This is a genomic window from Pseudomonas syringae group sp. J248-6 (assembly GCF_032586995.1).
Taxonomy (GTDB): domain Bacteria; phylum Pseudomonadota; class Gammaproteobacteria; order Pseudomonadales; family Pseudomonadaceae; genus Aquipseudomonas; species Aquipseudomonas amygdali.
Window position 1 is genome coordinate 427,977 of sequence record NZ_JAWHOP010000002.1, and the last position, 24,756, is coordinate 452,732.

Genomic DNA, 24,756 nt, shown 5'->3' on the forward strand with positions numbered 1-24,756 from the left:
TTTACCTCGCGTTACTGGCACCGACCGGGGATTCCGGCTGGAGCTTCAGGTAGAAGTAGAACAGCACCAGCGTAATCAGCACCAGCAACGCAGCGGCGGCACTGGCCAGCCCCCAGTTGAGGAACGACTGCACCTGCTGGACGATGAATTCGGGCAGCATCATGTTCTGCGCGCCACCCAGCAGCGCCGGGGTAACGTAGTAACCGAGCGACATGACAAACACCATCAGCCCCCCGGAAAACAGTCCCGGACGGCACAGCGGCAGGAATACCCTGAAGAAGTTGGTCCATGGGCTGGCACCGCAGATCGAGCCGGCCTGCAACACCATCGGATCGATGGCCTGCATGGTCGCCTGCAACGGCAGGACAATGAACGGAATCATGATGTAGCTCATGCCGATCACCACACCGGTCAGGTTGTGCACCATTTCCAATGGCTGATCGATAATGCCCATCGCCATCAGCGCCTTGTTGACCACCCCGGACGCCTGCAACAGCACCAGCCACGAGTAGGTGCGTGCCAGCAGACTGGTCCACATCGACAACAGCACAATGTTCAGAATCCAGCGTCCCCAGCCACGCGGTACCAGGGTGATGACCCAGGCCAGCGGGAAGCCCAGCAGCAGGCTGAACAAGGTCACCAGACCGGCGACGGAAAAGGTATTGAGCAGCACCCGCGAGTAAGCCGAGTTGGCGAACAGTTGTTCGTAGTTGCCAAGGCCCGGCACCGGCTCAAGCACACCGCGCAGCAGCAGGCCGATCAGCGGAGCGAAGAAAAACAGTCCGAGAAAGATCAGCGCCGGAAGCAGATTGCGGCTGCCACGCCAGCGCTGAGCGAGGGAAGGGGATCGCTGCATGCTCGTCGCCTTGTCGTGTGCCGCGCCGGCGGTGCGCGGAGCACCACCGGCCGGGATGGGTTGACGAGGAGCGACCGCTGTCATTTTTACTTGACCAGCCATTCGTTCCACCGTGTCGCAATGTCTGCGCCATTTTTGGCCCAGTATGCGAAGTCGAGAGTGATTTGATCGGCAACATGGGCGGTCGGCAGGTTAGGTGCCAGTGTTGAGTCCAGGCGTGCAACGCTCTGAGTGTTTACCGGGGCATAGGCACTGAGGTTGGAGAAGTCTGCCTGGCCTTTGGCGCTGGTTGCATTGGCGATGAACTTCATCGCGGCATCCTTGTTTTTTGCGCCTTTTGGCACGACCAGAAAATCAGCCATGACCAGGTTTTGTTTCCAGCTCACACCCACCGGTGCGCCGTCCTGTTGCAGGGCATAGACCCGGCCGTTCCACATCTGGCCCATCGACACTTCGCCAGAGGCCAGCAGTTGCTGTGACTGCGCGCCGCCGCCCCACCAGACAATATCCTTCTTGATGGTGTCGAGTTTCTTGAAGGCGCGGTCGAGGTCCAGCGGGTAGAGCTTGTCAGGTGCCACGCCGTCGGCCAGCAGGGCCAGCTCAAGCACGCCAGGGCTTGGCCACTTATACAGCGAGCGTTTGCCGGGGTAGGTTTTGGTGTCGAACATGGCGGCCCAGTCGACGGGTGGTTTGGCGCCCACTTTGCTTTCGTTGTAGCCGAGCACGAAGGAGAAGAAGAACGAACCGGCACCGTGGTCGGTGACAAAGCGCTTGTCGATCTCGTCGCGTTTGATGGTGTTGAAGTCCAGAGGCTCCAGCAGGCCTTCGCTGGCGGCACGCAGGGCAAAGTCGGCTTCGACATCGACAACGTCCCACTGAACGTTACCGCTTTCGACCATGGCTTTGAGTTTGCCGTAGTCGGTGGGACCGTCCTGCACGACGGTGATGCCGCTGGCCTTGCTGAACGGAGCTGCCCAGGCTTCTTTCTGGAAGTCCTGAGTGGAACCGCCCCAGCTCACGAAGTTGACGCTCTCGGCGGCGCTCGCGGCGACACTCGAGAGAGCCAGCACGCTGGCCGCCAGAACTGCTGCTGCACGTTTGTTCAACACCATTTTCACGCCCTCATTTGTTGTGTTTTGAGCGGGCTTTTCTTGCCCGCGTAATCGGGAGCAGTAGGTCCAATGGGCCTTGAAACCTGGTACAGGTCAGGTGCTGTTATTAGTGCTGTCCCTTGCCGGGCGCGCCTGACCAATTCGTGTGTTTATGGAATGTCATATTATGGTATTCCAAACTTTCTGCAAGCGTTTTGCCCTGTCAAAATGCCTTCATCGGATGTTTTTACGGTAAACCCATGCGGCTGCCGAGCGCAGGCAGTGGGGCGTGCCCGCGGTACTTTTGTCGGTCAGCCGGGAAACGGAATATTTTCAATCACTTCCAGATCGTAGCCGGTCAAACCTGCGTATTTCAGTGGCGGGCCGAGGTGGCGCAGCTTGCCGACACCCAGATCCTGCAATATCTGAGCGCCAGTACCGACCTCGGAATAGATACGCGATTGCGAGCGGGTGTATTGGCGCGGCTGCTGGGTAAGTTGCGGAATTCGCTCCAGCAACGCTTGTGAGGATTCGTGATTGGCCAGCACCACCACCACGCCGCGACCTTCCTGCGCCACCCGTTGCAGCGCAGCCCAGAGCGTCCAGTTCGACGGGCCGGTGTATTCGGCACCGACCAGGTCGCGCAACGGGTCGACCACATGCACGCGCACCAGAGTAGGGTCGTCGCGGCGGATATCACCCATCACCATGGCCATGTGTACGCCACCTTCGATACGGTCTTCGTAGCTGAACAGGCGGAAGGTGCCGTGTACCGTGGGCAGGTCGCGCTCGCCGATCCTGACGATGGTGTGCTCGGTGCTCAGCCGGTAATGGATCAGATCGGCGATGGTGCCAATACGAATGCCGTGTTTCTCGGCGAACAGTTCCAGGTCTGGTCGCCTTGCCATGCTGCCGTCGTCATTCATGACTTCGACAATGACCGACGCAGGCGTAAAGCCAGCCATCCTGGCCAGGTCGCAACCCGCCTCAGTGTGGCCGGCGCGGGTCAGTACGCCGCCGTCACGCGCGCGCAACGGGAAGATATGACCCGGCTGCACCAGGTCCTCCGGTACTGCGTGCGGGTTGACGGCGGCCTGAACGGTACGCGCACGATCTGCCGCGCTGATGCCAGTGGTCACGCCCGTTGTCGCTTCGATAGACACCGTGAACGCGGTGGTGAAGACACTGCCGTTGCTCGGCACCATTTGCTCCAGGCCCAGACGCTGACAGTGCTCATCGGTCAGCGTCAGGCAAATCAGCCCGCGTGCTTCCCGGGCCATAAAGCTGATTGCCTGTGCTGAACAGCAATCGGCGGCAAGCAGCAGATCGCCTTCGTTTTCCCGGTCTTCGTCATCAACCAGCAAAACCATCTTGCCCAGGCGGTAGTCTTCAATGATGTCTTCGATGCGGTCGAATGCCATGTTCAGTATCCCGGTTTTATGGGTAGATGAATCGTGGTATACCATAAGACAGAATATTTCACAGATTCCCCATCATTGAAACAGTGAGATCACGATGAAGGCCTATTGGATTGCACACGTCGATGTAACCGACCCTCAGCAGTACAGTGAATACACCCAGCGTGCCCCGGCAGCGTTCGTGCTGTTTGGTGGCAAATTTCTGGCGAGGGGCGGGCGTTCCGAAGCGCTGGAAGGGCGTGAGACGCCACAACGCACGGTGATTATCGAATTCGAGTCGTACGAACAGGCGGTTGCCTGCTATCACTCGCCGCAATACCAGAACGCCATGAGCCATCGTCAGGGCGCAGCCAAGGCCGAAATCGTGATAATCGAGGGGCAGCCTTGAGCAGCAGTCAAAATCCAGGTGTGGCCCGGACTGCTTCGCCTGGAGCTGTGCTTAACGAATAAAATGCACCTTGCCGGTGTCGTCGTTGCCGATGTAGATGCCATACACCCCCGCCTGACGCTCTTCGATATAGCGTTCCAGTATCTGGCGGATGGCGGGGTAATAGATGCTGTCCCACGGGATGTCTTCAGGGGCGAAGAATTGGTAGTCCAGGGTTTCCGGGCCGAACTGGCCGGTGACTTCCAGGGCGATGGCACGGAACACGATGTAGACTTCGCTGATCCGCGGCACGCTGAAGATGGAATAGGGCGAGACGATTTCGGCACGCACCCCGGTTTCTTCCCAGACCTCACGCAGCGCCGCCTGCTCGGTGGTTTCGCCGCTTTCCATGAACCCGGCAGGCAGTGTCCAGGTACCGGGGCGCGGCGGGATGGCGCGTTGGCACAGCAGATATTTGCCTTCCTGCTCGATGATGCAGCCGGCAATGATCTTCGGGTTGACGTAATGAATGTACTGACAACCGCCGCATATCAACCGCGTGTGCGTATCGCCTTCGGGGACGCGCTGAGCCAGGTCAGCACATCCGCATTGAGGGCAGAAGCGCGGTGTGGCCATTTCAGCGCCCTATGCGGGGTTCTTTGAGTGCCACGGGCGCGATGATTTCGCGGACTTTGGTGTCTTCGTCCTGCTTGGATTTCAAATATTCCAGTGCCACGCGTGCGGCGTTGCGCACGTGATCGACCGAAGCCTGATGCGCGGCCATCGGGTCGCCGCTCTTGATGGCCTCGACCATCAGTTCCATTTCCTTGTTGCTCGCACCGCGGCGGTTTTCCTGGGAGACCGAGGTGGCGCGCAAGTAGCTGATGCGCGCCTGCAACTGACGCAGCTGTGTTGCGGCGACGTGATTACCGGAGCCTTCCAGTAGCACGTCATAGAAACCCTGAACCGAATCGATCACTTGCTGCAGCTCGCCTTCCTTGAGCGCCTGGCGATTTTCCTCCAGGGCTTTTTCCAGGGCGCGAATGTCCTTGGGCTTGGCGCGCAGGGTGAACAGCTGAACAATCAGGCCCTCCAGTACGCACCGTAGCTCGTAGATATCGCACGCGTCTGCCAGGGTGATAATGGCAACGCGCGGGCCCTTGGCATCGGCGAACTCGACCAGGCCTTCGGATTCCAGATGGCGCAGCGCCTCGCGTACCGAGGTGCGGCTGACGCCCAGACGGTCACACAGATCACGCTCGACCAGACGATCGCCCGGCAGCAGCTGAAAATTCATGATCGCGCTGCGCAGCTTGTCCAGCACAATCTCCCGCAGGGTGACGGGGTTGCGGTTGACCTTGAAGGTGTCATCGAGTGGCAGGCGTTTCATCGGGTGTGCTCGGAATGGGGCTGTCAAAGTAAAAACGTGACTGGAAACCGTGGCTGGAAACAAAGTCTCGCTCATGTCGGCAGCCCACGAACCACGCGGGCTGCTGCATGGCCCGGACGGATGAACCCGGGTCGCGGCCGAGTTTATCACGCCGATGCCTGCAACCACCAAAACCGCCCGGCGCAGCCTCAGACGATGGCTGGCAGTGCGCCCATCTTGCCGCGGTGATAAACCATTGGTGTGACTGGTACAGCGGGCAGGATCAGGTTTTTCACTGCGCCGACAATGATTGCATGATCGCCACCGTCGTATTCGCGCCACAGCTCGCATTCAATGATAGCGGTTGCCTTGCCCAGCAGCGGGTTGCCCAGCTCGCTCAAGTGCCACTCGATGCCTTTGGTCTTGTCCTTGCCCTTGCTGGCGAACGCATAGGCTTCGACCTGCTGGTCGGCAGACAGCAAGTGGATGGCGAATTTTTTGCTGTCGCGCAGCACCGGGTAAGTGTCCGATGCGTAGTTGGGGCAAAACAGCACCAGCGCCGGGTCGATGGACAGCGCGCTGAACGCACTGGCGGTGATACCGACCAGATTGCCCTCGGGGTCCAGCGTGGTAACAATTGTGACGCCTGAAGGGAATGACGCCATGACTTCTTTGTAGATACTCGGTTCGATCATCGCAGCGGCCTCGTTAACGCATGACAAATGGATCAGGCATGGGCGCCTGCGAAAGGTTGATCCACACCGTTTTCAATTCGGTGTAGGCCAGTACGGAGTCTATCCCGCTCTCGCGGCCGTAGCCGCTGTTTTTGAAACCGCCGATAGGCGCCATGGCTGACACGGCACGATAGGTATTGACCCAGATGATACCTGAGCGAATATCCCGCGCCAGCCGATGCGCGCGGCCCAGGTCACGAGTCCAGATTCCGGCGGCGAGGCCGAACTGTGAGTCGTTGGCAATGGCCAGCGCTTCGGCTTCGTCCTTGAAGCGAATTACCGAGGCCACCGGGCCGAACACTTCTTCCTGCATGATTTTCATCGAGTTGCGGTCGCATTCGAACAGCGTAGGTTCATAGAACCAGCCTTTGCTGTCCAGCTTCGGACGCTTGCCGCCCAGACGCAGGCGTGCACCTTCGGCCAGCGCGTCCGCCACCAGGCTTTCTACCACGGCCAGTTGCTGGGCCGTGGCCATCGGACCCATTTCGGTGGTTTCATCCTGCGGATTGCCGATCCTGATACGACTGGCGCGCTCGGCCAGGCGTTCGACGAATTCATCGTAGATTTCGTCCTGCACCAGCAGTCGCGAGCCGGACACACAGCTTTGCCCGGACGCCGCATAGATGCCTGCGACTGCACCATTGATGGCGCTGTCCAGATCGGCGTCGGCGAAAATGATATTCGGTGATTTTCCGCCGAGCTCCAGTGACAGTTTGGCGAAATTCTCGGCGCTGCTGCGTACCACGTGGCGAGCCGTGGCCGCGCCACCGGTAAAGGCAATCTTGCGCACCAGTGGGTGGCGGGTCAGGGCTGCGCCTGTGGTCGGGCCGTAACCGGTGATGACGTTGACCACACCGGGCGGGATACCCGCTTCAAGCGCCAGACGCGCCAGCTCAAGCACGGTTGCCGAGGCGTGTTCCGATGGCTTGAGGACGATGGTATTGCCCGCCGCCAGCGCCGGGGCCAGCTTGATGGCGGTCAGGTACAACGGGCTGTTCCACGGAATGATTCCGGCGACCACGCCCATCGGTTCATGCACGGTGTAGGCGAACAGGTCCGGCTTGTCGAGGGGCAGGGTGCCGCCCTCGAGCTTGTCAGCCAGCCCGGCGGTGTAATGAAAGAACTCCGGCAGGTAGCTGACTTGACCGCGGGTTTCGCGAATCAGCTTGCCATTGTCGCGGCTTTCCAGCTGTGCCAATTGCTCTTTGTTTTCGGCAATCAGGTCGCCCAGTTTGCGCAGCAGCTTGCCGCGTGCCGTGGCGGTAAGGCCACGCCACGCTGGGCCCTCGAAGGCTTTCTGAGCGGACTGCACGGCCCGTTCGACATCGGCTTCGTGGGCGTCGGGCAGTTGCGCCCACGGTTCAGCCAGCGCCGGGTTGAGGCTGTCGAAAGTCTTGCCGGACAACGCATCGACCCATTGGCCGTCGATGCACATCTGAAAGCGGGTAAGGCTCATGCAACTATCCCCTTGATCGAGTTGTGGGCAGTCGCCAATTTGTCTAGGCCGGTTTTTTCAAAGAAGTCGAGTAACACCTGGTTGACCAGGCGCGGCGACTCAACCGGCATCATATGGCGTTGATCGGGCAGTATCGCGACTTCGGCACCGCTGATGCGCATGGCCAGTTCGCGGGCCATTTCCGGTGTTGATCCAGGGTCAAGTTCGCCAGTGGCAATCAGGGTCGGTGCGCGAATATCGCCCAGATCTTCGGCGCGGTACATATCCTGAGTAGCAAACAGCTTGTAGGTAGTCAGGTAGCCTTGCGGATCGTTACTGGCCAGATTCTGCCGAATGGCCGCAATCTGTGCCGGGTTGGCCGCCTGATACTCACGGCTGAACCAGCGTGACAAAGCCTCGCCTGCGTTGGCGTCCGGCCCGTGCTCGGCTGCCTGGCTGGTGCGCGCAATGACGCCTGCACGCTGTTCAGGGCTGCGGTTGAACACGCTGTTGAGAATCACCAACCCGGCGAGAAGCTGCGGAAACTCCAGCGCGAACGCCCTTGCCACCAGCCCGCCCATCGAGAAACCGACGACCGTCGCCTGAGGCAGTTGCAAATGCTCCAGTAACTCACGCAGTTGCTCGGCATAGCCCGGAAGGCCAGTGTCCGGGTCCGGACGCGGGCTGGCGCCATGGCCGAGCATGTCATAAGCGATTACCTGATAATTCGTGGCCAGGCCAACGATCTGGCCGCCCCACATTTCCTTGTTCAGGCCCACCCCGTGAATCAACACCACGGGGTGACCTTGGCCGGTAGCCAGATAGCTGGTACCCGCCGGGGTGTGTTCAGCGGTGAGCTGAATCATGGACCGCTCCTGCGCAGGGGTTAAGAAAATTGATCGCAGCTTTTTTGGATTACTGAGCCTTTTCGGCGGCCAGTTCTTCCAGGTCGATATAGCGATTGCCGATCCGCGGGTGCAGCCGTCCGCCGTTGGCGGCACCAAGGACCACGATGATTTCATCGGCACGGGGCGAATCTTCGATGTGCATCTCCAGCGTGATGTAGTGCGAGCGCAGGCCTTCATCATCCTTGTGCATCATCGGAATCTGGATGGACGTGCCTGGGCCACCGCGCTTGTTGGTAAAGCTCAGGTAGCTCTTGGCCTTGACCGCTTCGCGGTAGTGGTTGCCAAAGCGCAGGGTATGGATCACGGCTGAAGCGTGTTCGATTTCGCCGTCCGCGCCGACCACCGCAGCCTTGCCATAGGCCTCGATTTTTTCTGCACCGCCAATCGCATCAGTGAGGCGCTTGACCATCAGTTCACCCAGATCCGAGCAGTTGGCACGAATCTCCGGTTTCAGGTCTTCGACGAATCCGCGGCCCAGCCACGGATTCTTGATCACCACCGCCAGGCCAATCATGGTGACCGGTTTGTCGGTGGCCTTGCCGCCTTCGATAAAGGTTTCTTCGGTGTAATTGACGATTTTGCGAATTTCAAAGCTCATGAACGACTCCCGGATCGAGTGCTGTTGTATTTCGTATGATGGTATACCATAAGACTGGGCGTGCAAATGCTTTATTTGCGGCTCGCACCGGTCATTGCCGGTCGGCTGATCTGGTGCAAAAGCGTAGGTGCAAACAGCTCTGTGTCGGCCTTGTCGGCGACCACTCGTCAGGTGTGAAGGCAATCGCTTTGAACATGACTGTTTCTCTCGTGACAGACATTCGGTGAGTCATAAAAAGCTCAATCGAATTTTCACTTCAGGAGAGCCCCACTATGAAAGCCATCGTCTATAGCGGTCCGCGTGACGTCAGTGTCAAAAACGTACCGGATGCAAAGATAGAGAAGCCAACGGACGCTCTTATTAGAGTGACCTCCACGAATATCTGCGGCTCGGACCTACACATGTACGAAGGCCGTACGTCGTTCGAGACCGGGCGTATCTTTGGTCATGAAAACATGGGCCAGGTCATCGAGATCGGCGCAGGCGTCGACCGCATCAAGGTGGGCGACTGGGTGTGTCTGCCGTTCAATATTGGCTGCGGCTTTTGTGAAAACTGTGAAAAGGGTCTGACGGGTTATTGCCTGACCGCCAACCCCGGCAGCGCTGGCGCGGCCTATGGGTTTGCCGACATGGGCGACCACGAAGGCGGGCAGGCCGAGTTGCTGCGCGTGCCTTATGCAGACTTCAACTGCCTGCTGCTACCCGAAGACGCCGCCGAGCGCGAAGACGATTACGTAATGCTCTCGGATATTTTCCCTACCGGCTGGCATGCCACTGAATTGGCGGGCTTGCTGCCGGGCGAAAGTGTTGCCATTTACGGTGCCGGTCCGGTTGGTCTGATGGCTGCGCACTCGGCAATGATCAAGGGTGCTTCGCAAGTCTTCGTGGTCGACAACCACCCGGATCGCCTGGCGCTTGCTGCGAAAATGGGCGCGACGCCGATCAATTCGCTGGAGCAGGGTGCGGTGGATCAGATTCTCAACCTTACCAATGGCAAAGGCACCGACCGCGGTTGCGAGTGCGTGGGTTATCAGTGTTGCGACCGTCATGGTCATGAGGCCAATCACGTCACCATGAACAACCTCGTGGCCTCGACCAAGGCCACTGGCGGTATCGGTGTCGTGGGTGTTTTCGTGCCACAGGACCCGGGCGCGCATAACGATCTGGCGAAAGAAGGCAAAATGGCCTTCGACTTCGGCTCGTTCTGGTTCAAAGGCCAGCAGATTCGCACCGGGCAGGCCAACGTCAAGGCCTACAACCGCCGTCTGGCCGAGCTGATCCACCATGATCGGGCCAAGCCTTCGCAGATCATTTCCCATCGTCTGAAACTTGAGGAAGGTCCTGCGGCCTACCAGCATTTCGACGCGCGTGATGAAGGCTGGACCAAGGTGGTTCTCAAGCCGGGTGCTTGATTGCCGCAGCGGATCAACCCCCTTGTCGCGTGTGGCGGTGCCCGGCGACAAGGGGCAGCACTATTTTTTATTCAGTCAGTTTTTATTGAGCCAGGGAGATTTATTCAGATGAACGAAGAATACCCAAAGCCGCCGTTTGCCAGTCAGCCGCAAGAGGTTCCGGGGTTGCAGGGCAAGATGGACCCCTATCCCGATTGCGGTGAAAAAAGCTACAAGGGCTCCGGGCGTCTGCAGGGCAAGATTGCATTGATCACCGGTGCCGACAGCGGCATCGGTCGCGCTGTTGCCATAGCCTTTGCACGAGAAGGCGCGCAGGTTGCAATCTCGTACCTGAACGAGCATGAAGACGCGGAAGAAACCAAGCGCTGGGTCGAAGAGGCCGGTATGAAGTGTCTGCTGTTGCCGGGTGATCTGGCTCAGAAGCAACAGTGCGAAGACATCGTAAGCAAGACGGTGGCTGAATTCGGCCGTATCGATGTGCTGGTCAACAACGCCGCATTCCAGATGAATCACGAAACGCTGGAAGAAATCTCTGACGAAGAGTGGGTCAAGACCTTCGATATCAACATCACTGCGATGTTTCGTATCTGCAAGGCCGCGGTTCCGCATATGCCGCGGGGTGGCTCGATCATCAATACCAGTTCGGTCAATTCGGACATGCCCAAGCCGACGCTGCTGGCATACGCGACCACCAAGGGCGCGATTGCCAACTTCACCGGTGGTCTGGCGCAGTTGCTGGGTGACAAGGGTATCCGCGTGAACAGCGTGGCCCCCGGCCCGATCTGGACCCCGCTGATCCCGGCGACCATGACCGACGAAGACGTCAAGAGCTTCGGCAGCGAGACACCGCTAGGCCGTCCAGGTCAGCCGGTGGAAGTGTCGCCCATCTACGTGCTGCTGGCCTCGGATGAAGCCAGCTACATCTCCGGCTCGCGTTATGCAGTGACGGGCGGCAAGCCGATTCTGTAAATTCATGAAACGTTTGCGCGGTTGAAACGGTGCCTTGGCGGGTGCCGTTTCTGAAGCATCAGGCACGTTATTTCAGCCGCGACTCATTTCCCGTGAGAAGGGCGGACACATGTCCTCCCAGGTTTGAATAGCCGTCAAAGTCTGTCAGTCAGCTGAACAGGTCGACCTGTTGCAGGAAATTTCAAGGCGCTAGCGGTGTCCATGTAAGACACCCCGTGTTCAGGCAGTTGTTGATGAAGTTCTCCAGATTCTCCCAGTCCCTTTCAAAATGGGCGGGCAGCCCGGCCACCTTTGCTTCAGCCGTCGTGCTGATCTGCCTCTGGGCATTCACTGGTCCGTGGTTTCACTACAACGATACCTGGCAGTTGATCATCAATACGTCGACTACCATCATTACCTTCCTTATGGTGTTCTTGATCCAGAACACGCAGAACCGTGACAACGATGTCCTGCACCTGAAAGTCGACGAGCTGTTGCGCGTGACCAAGGATGCGCAGAACTCGTTGCTGAACCTCGACGGCCTCACGCAGAAGGACCTCAGGGCCCTGCGCAAGAAATACGAGGCCATGGGCGGCGAGCACGTTATCGACGCCCCTCTACCGATGGCCGGGGCCGAACAGCGAATCTGATCGCTCAGCCACGCCGGTTTTTTCAACTACCTATGGAGATTTTTCATGTATCCAGACGTACAGCTTTATATCGATGGTCAATGGCGCGCAAGCCGCGACAATCGCACGTTGTCAGTCATCAACCCGGCGACGGGCGAGGCGCTGGGCACTGTGGCGCATGCCGGTATCGCCGACCTTGACGAAGCTCTGGCGGCGGCCGAGCGTGGCTTTGCCACCTGGCGTGCCACCTCGGCTTATGATCGCTACAAGCTGATGCAGAAAGCGGCAAACCTGATTCGTGAGCGCGCGGACGGCATCGCCCGAATCATGACGCAGGAGCAGGGCAAGCCCTTGGCCGAAGCGCGCATGGAAACCCTGTCGGCGGCTGACATCATCGACTGGCTGGCCGAAGAAGGGCGTCGCAGTTATGGTCGTCTCGTGCCGTCGCGGGGCGTGTCCATCGAACAGAAAGTCATCAAGGAGCCGGTCGGCCCGGTCGCTGCGTTCACTCCCTGGAATTTCCCGATCAACCAGGTGGTGCGCAAGTTGTCCTCGGCACTGGCTGCGGGCTGCTCGATCATCGTCAAGGCCCCGGAAGAAACGCCAGCGTCGCCTGCCGAGCTGATTCGCGCTTTCGCCGATGCCGGTGTGCCGGCTGGCGTCATCGGTCTGGTCTATGGTGATCCGGCAGAAATTTCCGGCTACCTGATCCCGCATCCGGTCATTCGCAAGGTCACGTTCACTGGCTCTACGCCGGTCGGCAAGCAACTGGCCGCATTGGCTGGCAAGCACATGAAGCGGGCAACCATGGAACTGGGTGGTCATGCACCGGCGCTGGTGTTCGATGATGCGGATATCGACCTCGCCGCTCGCGTGCTGGCCACCGCCAAGTTCCGTAACGCCGGGCAGGTCTGCGTGTCGCCGACCAGGATTCTGGTGCAGCGCAAGGTACTCGACGCGTTCACCGAGAAATTCGTTGGCCTGACTCGCGAAATCAAGGTGGGTAACGGTCTGGAGGCGGGCACCACCATGGGCCCTGTGGCCAATGATCGACGTATTCCTGCGCTGGTCGATCTGATCGATGACGCGGTGCGTGGTGGTGCGACGCTGTCTGCCGGTGGCAAGGCTGTCGAGGGGGCGGGCTATTTCTTCGAGCCGACCGTGTTGAGTGGCCTGAAGCCGCAGATGCGCATCATGAATGAGGAGCCTTTCGGCCCTGTCGCGTTGCTGGTGCCTTTCGACACGCTAGAGGAGGCGATTGCCGAGTCAAACCGCGTGCCGTTCGGGCTGGCATCCTATGCCTTCACCACGTCGATGAAGACTGCGCAAGCGCTGAGTACCTTTATCGAAGCGGGGATGCTGTCGATCAATCATCAGGGCATCGGCTTGCCGGAAGTCCCGTTCGGCGGGATCAAGGATTCCGGTTACGGTTCCGAAGGCGGCACCGAGGCCATTGAGGCTTACCTGAACACCAAGCTGGTCACTCAGTACAACTGAGTGCGCAACGGGTAAATAAAAACGGTCGCGATGTGCAAGCATCGCGACCGTTTTTTTGGCGCACGTACCCGTCAGTCTTTGGCTTGAATACCGGTCTGTCTCATCACCAGATTCTTTTCTTTCTTGTACTGCAGGGCAACTTCAGGTGCCGGGCCGCTCTGGCCGGTTTCCATCCACTTGCGTATACGGCTGGCGTCGGCGAAGTGGGTGTACTTACCGAAAGCATCGAGAATAACCACGGAAACCGGACGGTTGGCCATGCTGGTCAGCAGCACAAGGCAGTGGCCGGCCTGATTGGTAAAGCCGGTCTTGGTCAGCTTGATATCCCAGTTGTCCTTGCGCACCAGGTGGTCGGTGTTGCTGAAACCCAGGGTGTAGGTCGGTTTGCGGAAGGTCACGGTCTTCTGCTCGGTGGTGCTCAGTTCACTGAGCATCGGGTATTTGCGTGCCGCCATCACCAGCTTGGTGAGGTCGCGTGCGGTCGATACGTTATAAACCGACAGGCCGGTAGGTTCGACATAGGCTGTATGTTTCATGCCCAGCGCCTTGGCCTTGGCATTCATCGCCAGAATGAACGCGGGATAACCACCGGGATAGCTGTGCGCCAGGCTCGCCGCAGCGCGGTTTTCCGACGACATCAGGGTGATCAGCAACATGTCGCGGCGGTTCATTTCGCTGCCGAGTTTAACCCGGGAGAAGACACCTTTCATTTCCGGGGTCTGGGAGATATTGACCGGTATGACTTCGTCCATCGATTGTTTGGCATCAAGGACTACCATCGCGGTCATCAGTTTGGTGACCGAGGCAATGGGCACAATCACGTCCGGGTTGCTGGAGTACAGGACCTTGTCGGTTTGCAGGTCGATGACCATTGCGCTGCCTGAGGCGAGGTGCAGATTGGAAGGATCACGATTCAGAACAGCGGATTCGTTTGCCAGCGTGGTAGTGGAAAGCGCCGGGCCGGTAAGTACAAATAATAGGCCCAGAAGAGACAGACGAATTTTCAAGAGCAAGGCTCACTCGATAAAGGTGGTAATGGAAGGTATCGCGTCAAAACGCTGCATTTTATGAGCAGACTTTGCGGTATGTCGATGGGTGTCGTAGGGCGTTTCATTAATAAATGCAGGAAATGGGATTTCGTTAAGTTGCGGTTAAGTGGCTTTTTGCTTTCAAAGCTGTTTAAAACCGAACCACAATTGAATAGTCGTGGTGTGAAAGGCCTGCACCGATTAGCATTCCATGCCATTCAGGTCACCGATTCAAGGAGTCATGCAATGCTCAAGGGGTTTGTCAGCAAGGATTACGCGGTACTGGTGATCATCGCTTCGCTGGTTGTCATCCTGCTGCTGGGTGTCGGCTTTACATCGCGCCCCAGTGACTGGGCAGGCTGGATGCAGGCCATCGGCCTGATCGTGGGCTTGATGGTTGCCGTGGCTGTACCCGCCATTCAGCGCAAGCAGGAAGCGGAGCAGGCTCGCAAGCAGATACGCGACCGCGAAGTAGGCTATGCCCGGCGCATGCAGTATCTGTGTGGCGAATTGAGCGAATTGCAGGGCCGTATCAGTCTCAATCTGACGCATCTACGCGCCACTGACCGGCACAGCTTGAAATACACGTTGCAGGATTACCTGCATCGTTTGTTCGAGTCTCACAAACAGGACCTGAACGATGATCGCGTGGTGCTGGCTCACGAGTTGCGTCAGGTTGCCAATGACCTGATCGATGAACTCGACAGTGGTCGTACCGATCGTGTGGTGTTCATGGCACTGGAAAAGCGCCTGCAGAAGCTGGCGCATCGTTGTCAGGTCAATGCCGCTATGGCCGAGCGCGGCTGAGGCGGATCGTCTGCTTTCCCTGGCTCAAAAAAAGCCCGCCTTCAAAGAGGCGGGCAAGGGGATGTGCGGAGCAACGCACGAGGTTCGCAGAAAAAATCAGCTGTTGAGGGGCTGGCACTGCATTTGCCGGGACAACTCTTCGGCGACAGGCAAAGACGCCAGAGGGCCGCTGACCGGCTCGCCATCCTGAATCAGGTACCAGCAGGCCAGCAGACCTCGCTCTCTGAGTGGCGCTGGAACTGCACTTCCGACGACGGACATGATGTGTACCTTGGTCATAACTGCCTCCTCAATCCATGCCGCTACTGTAGAGGCTGATCGGGAAAGGTAGAAATCGACACTCTCAATAGTGGTCATTGATAACAACGAGGGTCGGGCACATTGCATTGGCAGGGGATAGTGTGAGCACACCAATGAAAAACCCGCCTGAAGAGGCGGGTTTTTTGTTCGATTACCAGCGGCCGCGTGGCGGGTAGTAATAGCCCGGGCCTGGTGGTGGCCCGTAGCGATGGTAGTAGCCTGGCGGTGGAGGCGGTGGGTAGCGCTCGACAACCTGGTAGACCGGGGCCGGCTGATAATAGACCGGTGGTGGTGCGTAGTAGACCGGCTGTTGTTGCACATAAACCGGCTCGCGCTCTACGTACACGGTTCTATCGCGACTTGAAGATACCGCCGCCCCGACAACGGCAGCGCCTACGATAGCACCTACCACGGCAGGGCCACCCCAGCCACGGTCAGCATTCGCCTGGCCAGCAAGGGCCAGGGCACCTACAAACAAGGCGATCTTGGGGATTTGACGAATCATGATTGTTCCTCGCTCTCAACCCGTTGTCGCGCGCCTGCATCACTCTCAAGCACTGCCACGGGATAACACTATGACATCGAAATTGTAAGAATCTGCGAAAGTGCTGAGTAAATTTTATGTAAGGTGTGCGGCGCGTGTCCTCGCGTTCACTGGTGCGTAGCATACGCTTTTATCGAATATTCAAGCCATTACCGTCTGGAGGAAACCCGTATGCCCATTACTGCAAACAGAGACACATTGTTGTGCATGTCCATGGCCGCCCGTCCCGGCAACTTTGGTGTGCGTTTCCACAATCATCTTTATCAGCAGTTGGGCCTTAACTTCTATTACAAGACCTTCTCACCCAATGACCTTGCCGCTGCCGTGGCGGGTATCCGGTCGCTGGGGATACGTGGCAGTGCGGTTTCGATGCCATTCAAGGAAGCCTGCATTGAACTGGTCGACGAACTTGATGCTTCCGCCGCCGCCATCCAGTCGATCAATACCATCGTCAACACCGACGGGCATTTGAAGGCGTTCAATACGGATTACATCGCGGTTGCGCAACTCATGGAGAGCCACGCCGTCCCTCGCAGCGCATTTGCCCTGCGCGGCAGCGGGGGCATGGCCAAGGCGGTTGCGTTCGCGTTGCGCGATGCGGGTTTCACCGATGGGCTGATCGTGGCCCGCAATGAGCAGGCCGGTCGACGCCTGGCCGAGGCGTGTGGCTTTCGCTGGCAGGCGGAGCTGGGAAGCGTGCGACCACCTTTGCTGGTCAACGTCACGCCGCTAGGCATGCAAGGTGCCCAGGCTGACGAGTTGTCGTTTGACTTGCAGGCCATCGATGCGGCCGAGACGATTTTCGATGTGGTGGCCACCCCGGCCGAAACGCCGCTGATCCAGGCTGCCCGCCGCCTGGGCAAGCGCGTCGTGAGCGGCGATGAAGTCGCGGCGATCCAGGCACTGGAGCAGTTTGTGCTGTATACCGGCGTCCGCCCGACCGATGAGCAGTATCAACAGGCTGCGGCGTTCGCCAGAGCCGGATAGTGGTGGCCTGCGCACAGAGTCGGACGGGGGCGGGCATCACTCCAGTCTGGCAAGACGCTCTTCAAGGGCTGCGACGCGTGCTTCCAGCTCATCAAGACGCTGGCTGGCAGCCGGGTTTGCTGCGTTACGCTCAGGCGCTTGCTGGCGGGCTGCAAGCAGCTCCTGCAGATCCTCCGGATCGCCCAGCAGGTGCATGTAACGATCTTCCCGTTGGCCGGACTGACGGGGTACGAGCATCGCCAGGCCTCTGGCGATGAGCCGTTCCAGTTGATGGACGAGTTGCTCGCTGTCCTCGAAATCGTGCATGCGGTGACTGCGCGTGAGCAGTTCGCTGACGGTCTGCGGGCCGCGCAGCAGCAATAAGCCGGTCAGTATCACCTGCGCAGGGACCAGCTCAACGGTCTTGTCGACCCGGTGCTCCCAGCGATCAGCGCGACTGCCCATAACCAGGCGCGTCAGGCCGCGGCTCTCAAGAGCGCGCAGGCTCTGACCGACCTGGCCTTGAGTCAGGTTCATGACCGGATCGCGACTGGTCTTCTGGTTGCAGGCAAGCACCAGTGCATTAAGGGTCAGCGGGTAGGTTTCCGGGTTGGTCGCCTGTTTCTCGATCAGGCAGCCTAGAACACGCACTTCAGTGCTGTTGAGTTGCAGGGCCTCGGCATTCGGGGAGGATTCGGAGGAGGGCGATTCAATGGACATGACGCTTCCCTGAGTGATGGCGGTGGATCAGCGTAGGGCGTGGCGCACATTATTGCCAGTGTCTGTTGCGCTGATCTGCAGGGTCGCTGAAAAGTGTCACGGTGCTTGCCGTCAGGTGGGTCTATAATTGCGCCTTTCTCAATCAGGATATGTCATGTCTATCTCCCTGTACGCCGCTTCCATTCCTGTCTTTCAGCAAATGCTCAATGCGCTGAGCGATGTTCTGACCAAGGCCGAAGCCTACGCGACCGAGAAGAAAATCCAGCCGCCAGCGCTGCTGCAGGCGCGTCTGTTCCCGGACATGTTGCCTTTTACCCGTCAGGTGCAGATTGCCGTCGATTTTGCCAAGGGTGCTTCGGCCCGCCTGGCAGGCGTCGAGATCCCGCAATACGATGACACCGAAACCACCTTCGCCGAACTGCAGGCACTGCTTGCCAAGACGCTCGCGTTCATCGGCAGCATCACGCCCGAGCAGGTCGACGGCAAGGAAGGTATCGAAATCGTCCTGCGCCCCGGCACCGAAAAGGAAAAGCGTCTGAACGGTCAGGCTTATCTGCTCAGCTACGCCTTGCCGCAGTTCTTCTTCCACGTCACCACCGCTTACGACCTGCTGCGCCATAACGGCGTTGAAATCGGCAAGCGCGACTTCATGGGCAAGTTCTGATTCTGAAACGTGCGGGGCTGAAGCCTCGCTGATGTTCTCGTCCCTCGGCGTTATGCGCAAATCCAACTGACTATCATGCCAATGCTCCGCATTGGCATGCATTGGCTGACGCAGAGCGTCACGAAATGCATTACCACGCGGAGTGGGAGCGAAAGTTGTCGGGGTGTCAGCCCTGTTTTTCGGGCTGTAGTGTTGTTCTGGAGTATTCATGTTGTTGCCCATACTTCTGTTGTCGGCCGCCGGTTTTACCGTGCTGACCACAGAATTCGTCATTGTCGGTCTTTTGCCTGCGGTTGCCCGCGATCTGGATGTCACGGTCTCGCAAGCGGGGCTGCTGGTCACCCTGTTCGCATTCACGGTTGCAGCGTTCGGTCCCTTTCTGACTGCCTACTTCTCGCGTTTCGAGCGCAAGCGTCTGTTTATAAGCATCCTTGTGCTGTTCGGCTTTTCAAATGTACTGGCAGCGCTGGCACCCAATATTGCCGTGATGGGGCTGGCGCGGCTGATTCCTGCGTTGGGGCTGCCTGTGTTCTGGGCACTGGCCAGTGAGACCGCCGTGGACATCGTCGGGCCGCAGTTCGCTGGTCGGGCGATTGCCAGAATCGGTTTCGGCATTGTTTGCGCCACTGTGTTCGGCATTCCCATAGGCACTTTGATTTCCGATGCTTTCGGCTGGCGCAGTGCGTTTCTCGTGCTGGCCTGTCTGGCATTTGCCAAGGCACTGTTGCTGGCGGTCTATCTGCCACGGACGGCGGCGAAGAAAAACCCGGTGTCGATCCTCAACCAGTTCGGCATTTTGCGCAGCCGGATGATGCAGGGGCATGTGCTGCTGTCGGTACTGGTATTCAGCGGCATGTTTACCGCCTACACCTATCTGGCGGACATGCTGGAGCGTCTCGCCGGGTTCGACGGCAGCCTGGTGGGCTGGTGCCTGATGGGGTTTGGCGCGGTCGGCTTGCTCGGAAACTCGCTGGGCGGGCGCATGGTTGACCGGCATCCGCTGATTGCCAGCCTGGTATTCTGCGCCTTCATGGTAGTCGGCATGGTCGCTGTGGTGCCCAGCATTCATTCGGTGTTCGCCTTACCAGTCGCGCTGGCAATATGGGGTATCACCCAGGCCGCCTTGTTTCTGGTCAGCCATGTCCGGTTGATCAAGGCCGCACCGCAAGCACCTGCGTTCGCTGCGTCACTGAACATCGCCGGAGCAAACCTTGGCATCGGCATCGGGGCGATGATCGGCGGCAGGGTCATTGATCATCTCGGTCTGGGTAACGTCGGTTTCGCCGCCGCTGGCATTATCGTTCTTGCGATTGTGCTGGCAGTGCTGCTGATCAGACGTGATCCCGGCCCGCTTGCCGCCTAACCTGCGTCGGTAAACAGCTGGTTTCGTGCGCTTTCGGCGATGGCGACAACGCCGGGGTGTTTGACCTTGCGCTCCACGGTGATGGCGTAGAATGATTCGGTCACCGCATCGGTGTGGCCTATCACTTGTACGCCATACTGGCTCTGCACCTCATCGGCGATGACGCTGGGCGCAACAAAGACACCGCTGCCGGATTTGCCAAACGCCTTCATCAACGCGCTGTCATCAAACTCGCCGATGATACGCGGCTGGATGCTCTGTTCGGCAAACCAGCGCATCAGCCTGCCGCGAACGACGGTTTCCTGGCCTGGAATCAACAGCGGCGCACCGTGCATGCACTGTGGAAAGCCACTTCCGATACGTTCTGCCACTTCACGAGTCGCAAAAAAACTGACCCCGCATTCTCCCAGTTTCTGGCTGTAGCCCTTGATATCCAGGTGCTGCGGCATGGGGCTGTCGGAGATCACCAGGTCCAGACGCTGGATTGCCAGGTCTGCCAGCAGCCTTTCCAGTTTGTCTTCCCGGCAGGTGATGCGAATGGACTCGCTGAGGTTCATGGTCGGGGCAATCAGCCGGTACACGATGGACTTGGGCACCACGTCAGCCACGCCGATGCGCAGCAGCAATTGCTGTTCATCGGGCTGCGAGCGCAGCAGGTTTTCCAGATCATTGCCCAACTGAAACATCTGTTCGGCGTAAGGCAGGGCCAGGCGACCCGCTTCAGTCATTTCAAGTTGCCGGCCTACGCGCTGGAACAGATCGACACCCAGGGACGCCTCCAGCAGGCTGATCTGCCCGCTGACGGTCTGCGCGGTGAGATTCAACTGCTCGCAGGCGCGCACGATGCTCCCGGTTTTGGCTACCACCCAGAAGTAATGAAGCTGACGGTAATTGAGCATGATTTCTGCCGATTCGGTAAAATCGAAGTATAAGTTTTATAAAATCGAATTTTCCGTATGTTTCAAAATGTCTAGAATCCGTTTCCAACGCCGGGCTGAACACGTCGCCCAGCCTTGCTTACCGAGGAAGCCATGAATAAACCCCTTTACGCTGCACTGCTGGGCTGCTCGCTGCTGGTAATGGCAGGATGCGATCAGATAGAGTCATCCACCAAGCATGTGGTGAATGCTGCAGCCGACACTGCAAAACAGGCGATTGACGAAACCCATCAAGCCGCAACCAAGGCGATTGATGAGGCAAAACAGGAACTTTCGGTGCAGCAGCCACCACAAAGCTCGGCTGAAACCGAAAGCAAGACCGATAAATAAATCTGACTTACAACTAATATTGGCTCAGGCAGGGCAGTGATCTATGGAATACCTATTGGAACTCGCAACAAGTCCGGCAGCCTGGATCGCGCTGGCAACACTGGTGGTCATGGAAGTCGTATTGGGTATCGATAACCTGATCTTCATCTCGATCATCACCAACAAGCTCCCTGAGCACCAACGAGAAAAGGCGCGCAAACTGGGTATCGGTATGGCGCTGGTGATGCGCCTGGGCTTGCTCAGCACCGTGGCGTACATCGTGCAACTGACAGAGCCGGTATTCGAGGTGTTCGGTCAGGCGTTCTCGTGGAAGGACATGATCCTGATCGCCGGTGGCCTGTTCCTGGTCTGGAAAGCGACGACGGAAATTCACCACAGCATGGACGTCAAGACCGAGGAAGAGAAAGCCCTGGGTTCGGTCGTGGCATTGAGCATGAGCGCGGCCATCGTGCAGATCCTTATGCTGGATCTGGTGTTCTCCATCGACAGTATCATCACTGCCGTGGGCATGACCGAACACTTGCCGATCATGGTCATTGCTGTAATCACTGCCGTCGTCGTGATGCTTGTTGCTGCAAACCCGCTGGCGAAGTTCATCAACGAAAACCCGACGGTGGTCATGCTGGCCCTGGGCTTCCTGATCATGATCGGTATGACGCTGATCGCCGAAGGCTTTGGCGCTCATGTGCCCAAGGGCTACATCTACGCTGCCATGACCTTCTCGGCAGCCATTGAAGGCCTGAACATGCTGGTACGCAGAGCAAGACGCAAAAAGGCTGCTGCTCAGGTTTCCGCGCACTGATAGCAGGCCAGGCTGAAAAAAAGGTCGACCCGGGTAAACCGGGTCGACCTTTTTGCATTTTCACTGCCGACAACTGTATCCGAGCGGCACAACGAACTATCAGCTGGCCACAGCAGCGGGTACTTTGACAGCCTTTACCAGGCTCGGCCGTTTTGCCGCAGGTAGCGCTGCACTGCGCGGCTGGTGATGGCGACGGGATATGCGCATCACGCCCCACAGCATGGCGCTGGCTACGGCAAGCCACGAAGCGAGCAGCATCACGATTGTCAGTTCCAGGCTCATAAGTGCCTCCACATTCCTGCTTTTGTTGCGGTCTTGATAACTGACAGTCTAGTACGAGGCATGTTTCGGTTAATTGACCAGTGGCGCATGGCTATGAACTATTTTCTCCATTCGGCCCGATGAGCCGCAGTGCCTGACTATACCCTGAACTCCCAGAGCTCTATGATCGGTGTCCAGGCCGGGTCGTGGGTTGCCCGGCATCAGTTGAAGCGAGTGAACATCTTGTCGGTCTCTTTCTATTCCGGTACTGCCGGTGCATTACGTTCATGGCTGGTTTTAGCCTTGCTCATGGGTCTTGTCGGCTGTTCTTCAATGGTCACGCCCGAGATGAAACGCCTTCCGGACCGGGTCGAACTGACGTCGGTGCCGTTCTTCCGGGGTAACGCCTACCAGAGCGGGCCAATGGTGCTGGCAAGCATGCTGGCCAACCAACAGGTACAGACCACGCCCGGCTTGCTCGACAAGCCGCTGCAACTGCCAGGTGCCGAAGACCGCCTCGAACAGAATATTCAGAAGGTTGCGCGGGAATACGGCTTCATGGTCTATCCGCTTGATGGTCAATTACAGGACCTGCTGACTCAGGTGTCGGCGGGCTATCCGGTTATGCTGCGCTTTGCCCAGGGTTCTGCACTGTGGAAAGGCCCGCGTTATGCCGTGTTGATCGGTTACAACCGGGTAAAGGAGACCGTGTTGTTGAATGCGGGCATGGATCGTCGCTATTCAATGAGTTTCAGCAGCTTCACATCGGCGTGGAAAGAGGCCGGCAGTTGGGCGGTGCTGGTTCAGTCGCCCCGGCAGCTGCCCGCCAATGTCGATCAGCAGCGCTGGTTGCAGGCTACTGAAGCTTTATCGAAGTCCGGACAGGAGCAGGCGGCGGGCGAGGCGAAACGAACGCTGGCACGCGGCGTTAAATGAAATAAACGCGGCACAAACAAAAACGGCACCGATAAGGTGCCGTTTTACTGTCAGCGAAGTCAAAAACCCAGCCGGTCACGCAGGCTGTAATACCAGGCGCCCAACGCAGTAAGCGGTGTGCGCAATATCTGCCCGCCAGGGAAAGGGTAGTGGGGCAGGTCGGCGAACGCATCAAAGCGCTCTGCCTGACCGCGCAACGCCTCGGCCAGTACCTTGCCGGCCAGATGCGTGTAAGTCACGCCATGTCCACTGCAACCCTGCGAGTAATAGATGTTGTCGCCAAGTCTGCCAACCTGGGGCAGACGAGACAGGGTCAGCAGGAAGTTGCCGGTCCATGCGTAGTCGATTTTCACATCCTTGAGCTGCGGAAATGCCTTGAGCATCTTCGGCCGGATGATGGCTTCGATGTTGGCCGGATCTCTGGCACCGTAGACCACGCCGCCGCCGAAGATAAGGCGTTTGTCGGCGCTGAGGCGGTAGTAATCCAGCAGGTAATTGCAATCCTCGACGCAGTAATCCTGCGGCAGAAGTGTTTTAGCCAGTTCATCACTCAGCGGCTCTGTGGTGATCACCTGAGTGCCACAAGGCATCGACTTGGCAGCCAGTTCCGGAACCAGGTTGCCCAGATAGGCGTTGCCAGCCACGATGATGAATTTCGCGCGGACCTTGCCTTGCGCGGTATGGACCACAGGGTTGGCACCGCGCTCGATGCGAATGGCCGCCGACTGCTCGTAAATCGTGCCGCCCAGGGTTTCGACCGCAGCCGCTTCACCCAGCGCCAGATTGAGCGGGTGAATATGGCCGCCGGTCATGTCCAGCAGCCCGCCGATGTATTGATCACAGGCAACGACTTCGTTGATCCGGCGCTTGTCCATCAGCTCAAGGCCGGTGTGGCCGTAACGCTCCCACAGTCGTTGTTGGGCTTCCAGATGCGCCAGTTGCTTGCCTGTCAGCGCTGCAAATACACCGCCATCCTTCAGGTCGCACTGAATACCGTAGCGGGAAACCCGATCGCGAATGATGGATGCGCCCTCAAAGGCCATCTGCCCCAGCAACTGCGCCTGGTTTGGCCCGACGGTTCGCTCGATCACATCAATGTCACGGCTGTAGCTATTGACGATCTGCCCACCATTACGCCCAGACGCGCCAAAGCCGACTTTTGCCGCTTCCAGCACCGTGACCCGGAATCCATTCTCCAGCAGGAACAGCGCACTCGACAGGCCTGTATAGCCAGCGCCGATGACGCACACGTCGGTCTCGACTTCACCCTGCAACGCCGGGCGTTCCGGGGCTGCATTGGCTGAAGCGGCATAGTAGGACTGCGGATAGGGCGTATTTGCCATCCTGAGACTCCGTTTAATATTCTTGACGATGTGGCGATCGTACCCGAGAACCAAAAGCTCTGCCAGCAACAGGCAAAAAGAGTCACTTCCCGTCAACGGGTAAAAAACGCTGTAATTCATAGGCTTAGAGAAAAAACAGATTGACAGGTATCTGAATATCCGTAGAATGCGGACCCACAGCAGGCACGTAGCTCAGTTGGTTAGAGCACCACCTTGACATGGTGGGGGTCGTTGGTTCGAGTCCAATCGCGCCTACCAGATAAAATCCGCTCTGCTGGGCGGTAAGAAAAGGGTCAGCCGAAAGGCTGGCCCTTTTTTTGTCTCTGGGTGCTGAACCCCAGGGTAAAAATTTCGCGTATTCAGAGAGTTACTGCAAAAAAGAATTTGACAGGCATTCGAATATCCGTAGAATGCCGACCCACAGCAGGCACGTAGCTCAGTTGGTTAGAGCACCACCTTGACATGGTGGGGGTCGTTGGTTCGAGTCCAATC

At 58.4% G+C, this 24,756-nt stretch carries 28 protein-coding genes and 1 tRNA gene; 13 read left to right on the forward strand and 16 right to left on the reverse strand.

What is annotated here, in order from left to right; all coding sequences use genetic code 11:
* Position 1 precedes the first annotated feature (1 nt).
* The 3 genes from RYC17_RS04010 to ribBA form a co-directional block, all read right to left on the reverse strand.
* The gene (locus tag RYC17_RS04010; protein WP_005743539.1) at positions 2-958 is read right to left on the reverse strand and encodes an ABC transporter permease; all 957 of its coding nucleotides are present in this window, start codon (positions 956-958) and stop codon (positions 2-4) included.
* Positions 943-1,968, reverse strand: a complete 1,026-nt coding sequence (locus RYC17_RS04015) for an ABC transporter substrate-binding protein (RefSeq protein WP_219171521.1) — start codon at positions 1,966-1,968, stop codon at positions 943-945. Before RYC17_RS04015 ends, RYC17_RS04010 begins: the two co-directional genes overlap by 16 nt.
* Positions 1,969-2,258: 290 nt before the next feature.
* The gene (ribBA, locus tag RYC17_RS04020; protein WP_316902551.1) at positions 2,259-3,368 is read right to left on the reverse strand and encodes a bifunctional 3,4-dihydroxy-2-butanone-4-phosphate synthase/GTP cyclohydrolase II; all 1,110 of its coding nucleotides are present in this window, start codon (positions 3,366-3,368) and stop codon (positions 2,259-2,261) included.
* 94 nt (positions 3,369-3,462) lie between these two features.
* Here ribBA and RYC17_RS04025 point away from each other — a divergent pair, with 94 nt between their 5' ends.
* Positions 3,463-3,753, forward strand: a complete 291-nt coding sequence (locus RYC17_RS04025) for a DUF1330 domain-containing protein (protein WP_122258939.1) — start codon at positions 3,463-3,465, stop codon at positions 3,751-3,753.
* A gap of 51 nt (positions 3,754-3,804) precedes the next feature.
* Here RYC17_RS04025 and RYC17_RS04030 read toward each other — a convergent pair whose 3' ends face one another.
* From RYC17_RS04030 to RYC17_RS04055, 6 genes are all read right to left on the reverse strand, one after another.
* Positions 3,805-4,368, reverse strand: coding sequence for an NUDIX hydrolase (locus RYC17_RS04030; RefSeq protein ID WP_122258938.1), 564 nt, complete (start codon positions 4,366-4,368; stop codon positions 3,805-3,807).
* Position 4,369: 1 nt separating this feature from the next.
* Positions 4,370-5,122, reverse strand: a complete 753-nt coding sequence (locus RYC17_RS04035) for a GntR family transcriptional regulator (protein ID WP_002553605.1) — start codon at positions 5,120-5,122, stop codon at positions 4,370-4,372.
* 188 nt (positions 5,123-5,310) lie between these two features.
* Complete coding sequence (locus RYC17_RS04040; RefSeq protein WP_002553606.1) at positions 5,311-5,796, reverse strand: flavin reductase family protein; 486 nt, start codon at positions 5,794-5,796, stop codon at positions 5,311-5,313.
* Between the two features lie 13 nt (positions 5,797-5,809).
* Positions 5,810-7,291 (reverse strand): aldehyde dehydrogenase, encoded by a 1,482-nt coding sequence (locus tag RYC17_RS04045; RefSeq protein ID WP_122281351.1) that lies wholly within the window; start codon positions 7,289-7,291, stop codon positions 5,810-5,812.
* Positions 7,288-8,136, reverse strand: a complete 849-nt coding sequence (locus RYC17_RS04050) for an alpha/beta fold hydrolase (RefSeq protein ID WP_005733397.1) — start codon at positions 8,134-8,136, stop codon at positions 7,288-7,290. The genes RYC17_RS04045 and RYC17_RS04050 overlap by 4 nt, the downstream gene beginning before the upstream one ends.
* Before the next feature lie 49 nt (positions 8,137-8,185).
* Complete coding sequence (locus tag RYC17_RS04055; RefSeq protein WP_316902552.1) at positions 8,186-8,776, reverse strand: amino acid synthesis family protein; 591 nt, start codon at positions 8,774-8,776, stop codon at positions 8,186-8,188.
* A 272-nt stretch (positions 8,777-9,048) separates the two neighbouring features.
* Here RYC17_RS04055 and RYC17_RS04060 point away from each other — a divergent pair, with 272 nt between their 5' ends.
* The 4 genes from RYC17_RS04060 to RYC17_RS04075 all read left to right on the forward strand — a co-directional run bounded on the left by RYC17_RS04060 (position 9,049) and on the right by RYC17_RS04075 (position 13,262).
* Positions 9,049-10,188, forward strand: a complete 1,140-nt coding sequence (locus tag RYC17_RS04060) for a glutathione-independent formaldehyde dehydrogenase (protein WP_058401440.1) — start codon at positions 9,049-9,051, stop codon at positions 10,186-10,188.
* 108 nt (positions 10,189-10,296) lie between these two features.
* Positions 10,297-11,157 carry a glucose 1-dehydrogenase gene (locus RYC17_RS04065; protein WP_005743546.1) on the forward strand — a complete coding sequence of 287 codons (861 nt, stop codon included), beginning with the start codon at positions 10,297-10,299 and terminating at the stop codon, positions 11,155-11,157.
* 233 nt (positions 11,158-11,390) lie between these two features.
* Positions 11,391-11,786 (forward strand): low affinity iron permease family protein, encoded by a 396-nt coding sequence (locus RYC17_RS04070; RefSeq protein ID WP_316902553.1) that lies wholly within the window; start codon positions 11,391-11,393, stop codon positions 11,784-11,786.
* 45 nt (positions 11,787-11,831) lie between these two features.
* Positions 11,832-13,262, forward strand: a complete 1,431-nt coding sequence (locus tag RYC17_RS04075; protein WP_058396989.1) for an NAD-dependent succinate-semialdehyde dehydrogenase — start codon at positions 11,832-11,834, stop codon at positions 13,260-13,262.
* A 71-nt stretch (positions 13,263-13,333) separates the two neighbouring features.
* Here RYC17_RS04075 and pbpG read toward each other — a convergent pair whose 3' ends face one another.
* Entirely contained in the window at positions 13,334-14,269 is a 936-nt protein-coding gene (pbpG, locus tag RYC17_RS04080) for a D-alanyl-D-alanine endopeptidase (protein WP_002553614.1), read from the reverse strand.
* Positions 14,270-14,536: 267 nt separating this feature from the next.
* On the opposite strand from pbpG, the gene RYC17_RS04085 reads away from it, so the two are divergent.
* Positions 14,537-15,097 (forward strand): hypothetical protein, encoded by a 561-nt coding sequence (locus tag RYC17_RS04085; protein WP_057442399.1) that lies wholly within the window; start codon positions 14,537-14,539, stop codon positions 15,095-15,097.
* A gap of 96 nt (positions 15,098-15,193) precedes the next feature.
* Here RYC17_RS04085 and RYC17_RS04090 read toward each other — a convergent pair whose 3' ends face one another.
* A complete protein-coding gene (locus tag RYC17_RS04090; protein ID WP_005743550.1) occupies positions 15,194-15,376 on the reverse strand; it encodes a hypothetical protein in 183 nt (60 codons plus the stop codon).
* A gap of 172 nt (positions 15,377-15,548) precedes the next feature.
* A complete protein-coding gene (locus tag RYC17_RS04095) occupies positions 15,549-15,902 on the reverse strand; it encodes a hypothetical protein (RefSeq protein ID WP_058401443.1) in 354 nt (117 codons plus the stop codon).
* A 210-nt stretch (positions 15,903-16,112) separates the two neighbouring features.
* Between RYC17_RS04095 and RYC17_RS04100 the strand changes: the two genes are divergently transcribed.
* The gene (locus RYC17_RS04100) at positions 16,113-16,928 is read left to right on the forward strand and encodes a shikimate 5-dehydrogenase (protein ID WP_219171531.1); all 816 of its coding nucleotides are present in this window, start codon (positions 16,113-16,115) and stop codon (positions 16,926-16,928) included.
* Positions 16,929-16,964: 36 nt separating this feature from the next.
* Here RYC17_RS04100 and RYC17_RS04105 read toward each other — a convergent pair whose 3' ends face one another.
* Positions 16,965-17,627: a YceH family protein gene (locus RYC17_RS04105; RefSeq protein WP_316902554.1), complete on the reverse strand. Its 663-nt coding sequence runs from the start codon at positions 17,625-17,627 to the stop codon at positions 16,965-16,967.
* 154 nt (positions 17,628-17,781) lie between these two features.
* On the opposite strand from RYC17_RS04105, the gene RYC17_RS04110 reads away from it, so the two are divergent.
* Entirely contained in the window at positions 17,782-18,291 is a 510-nt protein-coding gene (locus RYC17_RS04110) for a DUF1993 family protein (RefSeq protein ID WP_002553619.1), read from the forward strand.
* A gap of 208 nt (positions 18,292-18,499) precedes the next feature.
* Positions 18,500-19,654 carry an MFS transporter gene (locus RYC17_RS04115; protein WP_316902555.1) on the forward strand — a complete coding sequence of 385 codons (1,155 nt, stop codon included), beginning with the start codon at positions 18,500-18,502 and terminating at the stop codon, positions 19,652-19,654.
* Here the strand turns inward: RYC17_RS04115 and nhaR are convergent.
* Entirely contained in the window at positions 19,651-20,553 is a 903-nt protein-coding gene (gene nhaR, locus RYC17_RS04120; RefSeq protein ID WP_058401447.1) for a transcriptional activator NhaR, read from the reverse strand. The two genes, RYC17_RS04115 and nhaR, sit on opposite strands and share 4 nt — an antisense overlap.
* Positions 20,554-20,685: 132 nt before the next feature.
* Here nhaR and RYC17_RS04125 point away from each other — a divergent pair, with 132 nt between their 5' ends.
* Positions 20,686-20,922 carry a hypothetical protein gene (locus tag RYC17_RS04125; RefSeq protein ID WP_057422018.1) on the forward strand — a complete coding sequence of 79 codons (237 nt, stop codon included), beginning with the start codon at positions 20,686-20,688 and terminating at the stop codon, positions 20,920-20,922.
* Between the two features lie 43 nt (positions 20,923-20,965).
* Positions 20,966-21,724 (forward strand): TerC family protein, encoded by a 759-nt coding sequence (locus RYC17_RS04130; protein ID WP_058401449.1) that lies wholly within the window; start codon positions 20,966-20,968, stop codon positions 21,722-21,724.
* Between the two features lie 99 nt (positions 21,725-21,823).
* Here RYC17_RS04130 and RYC17_RS04135 read toward each other — a convergent pair whose 3' ends face one another.
* Entirely contained in the window at positions 21,824-22,006 is a 183-nt protein-coding gene (locus tag RYC17_RS04135) for a hypothetical protein (RefSeq protein ID WP_219171535.1), read from the reverse strand.
* A 219-nt stretch (positions 22,007-22,225) separates the two neighbouring features.
* Between RYC17_RS04135 and RYC17_RS04140 the strand changes: the two genes are divergently transcribed.
* Complete coding sequence (locus tag RYC17_RS04140) at positions 22,226-22,921, forward strand: peptidase C39 family protein (protein ID WP_219171753.1); 696 nt, start codon at positions 22,226-22,228, stop codon at positions 22,919-22,921.
* A gap of 59 nt (positions 22,922-22,980) precedes the next feature.
* On the opposite strand, the gene RYC17_RS04145 is transcribed toward RYC17_RS04140, so the two are convergent.
* On the reverse strand, positions 22,981-24,264 hold the full coding sequence (locus RYC17_RS04145) for an NAD(P)/FAD-dependent oxidoreductase (RefSeq protein WP_219171536.1): 1,284 nt from the start codon (positions 24,262-24,264) through the stop codon (positions 22,981-22,983).
* 181 nt (positions 24,265-24,445) lie between these two features.
* On the opposite strand from RYC17_RS04145, the gene RYC17_RS04150 reads away from it, so the two are divergent.
* Positions 24,446-24,522: transfer RNA gene (locus RYC17_RS04150), tRNA-Val, on the forward strand.
* The last annotated feature ends 234 nt before the right edge of the window (positions 24,523-24,756 follow it).

Bases quoted from the DNA above. Each gene is read 5' to 3' on its own strand.
- RYC17_RS04110 (WP_002553619.1), top strand. From the start codon at position 17,782: ATGTCTATCTCCCTGTACGCCGCTTCCATTCCTGTCTTTCAGCAAATG.
- RYC17_RS04115 (WP_316902555.1), top strand. From the start codon at position 18,500: ATGTTGTTGCCCATACTTCTGTTGTCGGCCGCCGGTTTTACCGTGCTG.
- RYC17_RS04015 (WP_219171521.1), bottom strand. From the start codon at position 1,968: ATGGTGTTGAACAAACGTGCAGCAGCAGTTCTGGCGGCCAGCGTGCTG.
- RYC17_RS04085 (WP_057442399.1), top strand. From the start codon at position 14,537: ATGCTCAAGGGGTTTGTCAGCAAGGATTACGCGGTACTGGTGATCATC.
- RYC17_RS04145 (WP_219171536.1), bottom strand. From the start codon at position 24,264: ATGGCAAATACGCCCTATCCGCAGTCCTACTATGCCGCTTCAGCCAAT.
- RYC17_RS04075 (WP_058396989.1), top strand. From the start codon at position 11,832: ATGTATCCAGACGTACAGCTTTATATCGATGGTCAATGGCGCGCAAGC.
- RYC17_RS04065 (WP_005743546.1), top strand. From the start codon at position 10,297: ATGAACGAAGAATACCCAAAGCCGCCGTTTGCCAGTCAGCCGCAAGAG.
- RYC17_RS04040 (WP_002553606.1), bottom strand. From the start codon at position 5,796: ATGATCGAACCGAGTATCTACAAAGAAGTCATGGCGTCATTCCCTTCA.
- RYC17_RS04095 (WP_058401443.1), bottom strand. From the start codon at position 15,902: ATGATTCGTCAAATCCCCAAGATCGCCTTGTTTGTAGGTGCCCTGGCC.
- RYC17_RS04070 (WP_316902553.1), top strand. From the start codon at position 11,391: ATGAAGTTCTCCAGATTCTCCCAGTCCCTTTCAAAATGGGCGGGCAGC.
- ribBA (WP_316902551.1), bottom strand. From the start codon at position 3,368: ATGGCATTCGACCGCATCGAAGACATCATTGAAGACTACCGCCTGGGC.
- RYC17_RS04125 (WP_057422018.1), top strand. From the start codon at position 20,686: ATGAATAAACCCCTTTACGCTGCACTGCTGGGCTGCTCGCTGCTGGTA.
- RYC17_RS04035 (WP_002553605.1), bottom strand. From the start codon at position 5,122: ATGAAACGCCTGCCACTCGATGACACCTTCAAGGTCAACCGCAACCCC.
- RYC17_RS04060 (WP_058401440.1), top strand. From the start codon at position 9,049: ATGAAAGCCATCGTCTATAGCGGTCCGCGTGACGTCAGTGTCAAAAAC.
- RYC17_RS04105 (WP_316902554.1), bottom strand. From the start codon at position 17,627: ATGTCCATTGAATCGCCCTCCTCCGAATCCTCCCCGAATGCCGAGGCC.
- RYC17_RS04050 (WP_005733397.1), bottom strand. From the start codon at position 8,136: ATGATTCAGCTCACCGCTGAACACACCCCGGCGGGTACCAGCTATCTG.
- RYC17_RS04130 (WP_058401449.1), top strand. From the start codon at position 20,966: ATGGAATACCTATTGGAACTCGCAACAAGTCCGGCAGCCTGGATCGCG.
- RYC17_RS04030 (WP_122258938.1), bottom strand. From the start codon at position 4,368: ATGGCCACACCGCGCTTCTGCCCTCAATGCGGATGTGCTGACCTGGCT.
- RYC17_RS04135 (WP_219171535.1), bottom strand. From the start codon at position 22,006: ATGAGCCTGGAACTGACAATCGTGATGCTGCTCGCTTCGTGGCTTGCC.
- RYC17_RS04090 (WP_005743550.1), bottom strand. From the start codon at position 15,376: ATGACCAAGGTACACATCATGTCCGTCGTCGGAAGTGCAGTTCCAGCG.
- nhaR (WP_058401447.1), bottom strand. From the start codon at position 20,553: ATGCTCAATTACCGTCAGCTTCATTACTTCTGGGTGGTAGCCAAAACC.
- RYC17_RS04055 (WP_316902552.1), bottom strand. From the start codon at position 8,776: ATGAGCTTTGAAATTCGCAAAATCGTCAATTACACCGAAGAAACCTTT.
- RYC17_RS04010 (WP_005743539.1), bottom strand. From the start codon at position 958: ATGGCTGGTCAAGTAAAAATGACAGCGGTCGCTCCTCGTCAACCCATC.
- RYC17_RS04100 (WP_219171531.1), top strand. From the start codon at position 16,113: ATGCCCATTACTGCAAACAGAGACACATTGTTGTGCATGTCCATGGCC.
- RYC17_RS04025 (WP_122258939.1), top strand. From the start codon at position 3,463: ATGAAGGCCTATTGGATTGCACACGTCGATGTAACCGACCCTCAGCAG.
- RYC17_RS04045 (WP_122281351.1), bottom strand. From the start codon at position 7,291: ATGAGCCTTACCCGCTTTCAGATGTGCATCGACGGCCAATGGGTCGAT.